We start from the raw sequence: 2,623 nt of genomic DNA, 5'->3' as shown, positions 1-2,623 counted from the left end.
CTTCGACGGCGCGTGCGCGCCATGGCTTGGTGGCAACGCCGCCGAGCGCCACGCGCAAATCCTTGATCGTCCTTCCGTCGGCCTCGAACTCGATGCCGACGGCGGCACTTGCGGCAGCGAATTCGTAGGATTGCCGGTCGCGGATTTTCAGATAGGTCGAGCGCTGGGCGGCAGGGGAAGCAGGAATGCTGATCGCGGTGATCACCTCACCTGGCGCGATCGCATGCTCCCTGTCGGGCGTGGCGCCCGGCAGCAGAAAAAAGTCATCGACCGCGACCTGGCGGTTGCCGAGGTAGACTGTTGCGTCGAAGGCGACCAGCGCCGTCGCCAGATCGCCCGGATAGGTGGCGATGCAGGTCTCGCTGGTGCCGAGCACGGCATGGCCACGGGTGACCCCGCCGATCGCCGAGCAGCCGCTGCCGGGCGTGCGCTTGTTACAGGCGGGAAAATTCGCCGGATCGCGGAAATACGGACAGCGAGTGCGCTGCATCAGATTGCCGCCGATGGTCGCCATGTTGCGGAGCTGCGCCGAAGCCGCCAGCCACAGCGCTTCCGAAACGGTAGGGAACCGGCTCTTGATGGCGGCATGGTCGGCGACGCTGCTCATCTTTGCCAGCGCGCCGATCATGGCGCCCCGGTCGTCGACCGTGATCCTATCCAGTCCCTTGAGATGAGTGATGTCGACCACGGTGTCGGGTTCGGCGACGCCGCATTTGGCGAGATCGACGAGCGTGGTGCCGCCGGCCAGCAGCATGGCGCCGGGCAGCGCCGCCGCCTGGCGTGCCGCATCGACGGAATTGGCGCGCAGATACGAAAAATCCCTCATGACGCGGTCTCCATGGATGACGCAACCTCCAGTGCCGCCTGGCGCACGGCGGCGACGATGTGCGGATAGGCGCCGCAGCGGCAGAGATTGCCGGACATATATTCGCGGATCTCGTCATCCGAACCGGCATGGCCTTCGCTGATGCAGGCGACCGCCGACATGATCTGGCCCGGCGTGCAGTAACCGCACTGGAAGGCGTCCTGTTCGAGAAAGGCGGCCTGCACCGCGTGCAGCGTGCCGTCGCCTTCGGCAAGCCCTTCGATGGTGCTGACAGCCCTTCCCTCGGCCTGGGCAGCGAGCGTCAGGCAGGCCAGCACGCGCTGGCCGTCGACATGCACGGTGCAGGCGCCGCATTGGCCCTGGTCGCAGCCCTTCTTGGTCCCAGTCAGGCCGAGATGGTCGCGCAAGGCGTCGAGCAGCGTGACGCGCGGCTCGACCTCCAGCTCATGGCGATGTCCGTTGATTTGAAGGTGGATGGGAATTCGGGTTTTGCTTGTCATGGGGGCGTCTGGCTCCAGTTGCTGACGCGGTGCGGCAAGAGCACCAAGGGATGGCGAGGCGATGATAAGGGGCTAATCTCCCCCCTTGAGGGGGAGATCACGCTCTCGCCGGCTTGCAGGCTTCAACAGGTGACATACCGGTTCCCCTGATTATATGATAAAGGTGTTCCACTAAAACGGAGGGGCCTCCGTTTATTACGTGGGGGCTGGGCCGGCACGGTTCAAGCCCTTAGGGTCAAAACCCATCGACATTGGAGAGAATTGGCCTCGCGGCCGCCGCCGGCGCTTGAAGACAAGATCGAAGCCGCGGCGATTAGACCGCTGCTCCACTGCGCTGGCTTGTCCGCTGCCGGTTTGAAAACGGTCGCCCTTCTCCAGCCTCAAGGACCAGCGTCAGAGTACTATCCCACCGCTGTTCCCGCGGCCTGAACCAAAGCTAACGGAAAAATTAAACATTCGTGGCCACAGTACCAGTCTGCCCGAATGAAGGTCAGGCAATGGCTGGTGCTTGCCTATCGAGAAGAAAAGGATTGCTGCATGTCATCCTTGCTCAACACAGCACTTCTACCGCTTAAGCGCTGTCTGGTCATGCTGGCAGTTTTGGCGATTGGCATTCTGCCGGCGCCGGCGCTGGAGCCTGCTGATTTCCCGGAACCGCCGGACACAGTGGCCTTCAATGTTCAGAAGAACGGCAAGTCAATTCCAGTTACGCTGCGACAGCTGGAAAAGCTCGGTCTCTACAGAGTCACCACCACAAGTCCATATGAAAAGGGGCAGCTTACGTTTGAAGGCGTTCTGTTCCGCGATGTGCTCAAGCTCGTTGGATTGGAAGGCGAGGATTCAGTTGCTCTGCGGGCGGTGGACGAATACGTGCAGATAGTTCCACGCGAAGATTGGACGGAAGGTCCTCTCCTGCTTGCCACCCGCCAGGATGGAAAGTTGCTGACCCGACGCACGCAGGGTCCGACCCGGCTGATCTACCCGCTCAAGGACTATCCTGCCTTCGATACGCCAATCCGCAAACCACGATGGGTCTGGCTGATCAAGACGCTCGAGTCCGGCGGCTAGTCGAGCTCCGGCGTGGCTCGAATGGTACGGTTTGGATCGAGTGGCTGGCGCGTTCCCCTCACCTACGGGAGCGCCATTGCTGCGGCGGCGGCCAGCTCGGCCGTCTTGATCACCATATTGTTTCTCAGCCTCAGCAAGATCGAATATTCGCTGCCTCGGTTCGGCTTTTTCGCCATCCGCGAGTTCCACATTGCAATACGCGATGTAACCCACCTCAGGGACATGACTT

4 protein-coding genes are annotated in these 2,623 nt (G+C 62.0%); 2 read left to right on the top strand and 2 right to left on the bottom strand.

The genetic code is table 11. The features are described from left to right. Positions 1-826 (bottom strand): xanthine dehydrogenase family protein subunit M (locus EOA85_RS32275; protein WP_164760029.1); only part of this gene is annotated, 826 nt, incomplete at its 3' end. Beyond that, positions 823-1,326, bottom strand: a complete 504-nt coding sequence (locus EOA85_RS32270; RefSeq protein ID WP_082982404.1) for a (2Fe-2S)-binding protein — start codon at positions 1,324-1,326, stop codon at positions 823-825. The genes EOA85_RS32275 and EOA85_RS32270, both read right to left, overlap by 4 nt. 483 nt (positions 1,327-1,809) lie before the next feature. Here EOA85_RS32270 and EOA85_RS32265 point away from each other — a divergent pair, with 483 nt between their 5' ends. Then, positions 1,810-2,394 (top strand): molybdopterin-dependent oxidoreductase, encoded by a 585-nt coding sequence (locus EOA85_RS32265; protein ID WP_127212427.1) that lies wholly within the window; start codon positions 1,810-1,812, stop codon positions 2,392-2,394. A gap of 21 nt (positions 2,395-2,415) precedes the next feature. Beyond that, positions 2,416-2,623, top strand: a 208-nt coding sequence (locus EOA85_RS38305; protein ID WP_206523417.1) for a hypothetical protein, incomplete at its 3' end; no start/stop codon positions are given.

This window comes from Mesorhizobium sp. M5C.F.Ca.IN.020.29.1.1 (assembly GCF_003997375.1).
Classification (GTDB): Bacteria; Pseudomonadota; Alphaproteobacteria; order Rhizobiales; family Rhizobiaceae; genus Mesorhizobium; species Mesorhizobium wenxiniae.
This window is presented reverse-complemented; position numbering and strand designations above follow the sequence as displayed.

Coding starts and splice junctions, on each gene's coding strand:
- EOA85_RS32270 (WP_082982404.1), bottom strand. CDS start 1,326: ATGACAAGCAAAACCCGAATTCCCATCCACCTTCAAATCAACGGACAT.
- EOA85_RS32265 (WP_127212427.1), top strand. CDS start 1,810: ATGAAGGTCAGGCAATGGCTGGTGCTTGCCTATCGAGAAGAAAAGGAT.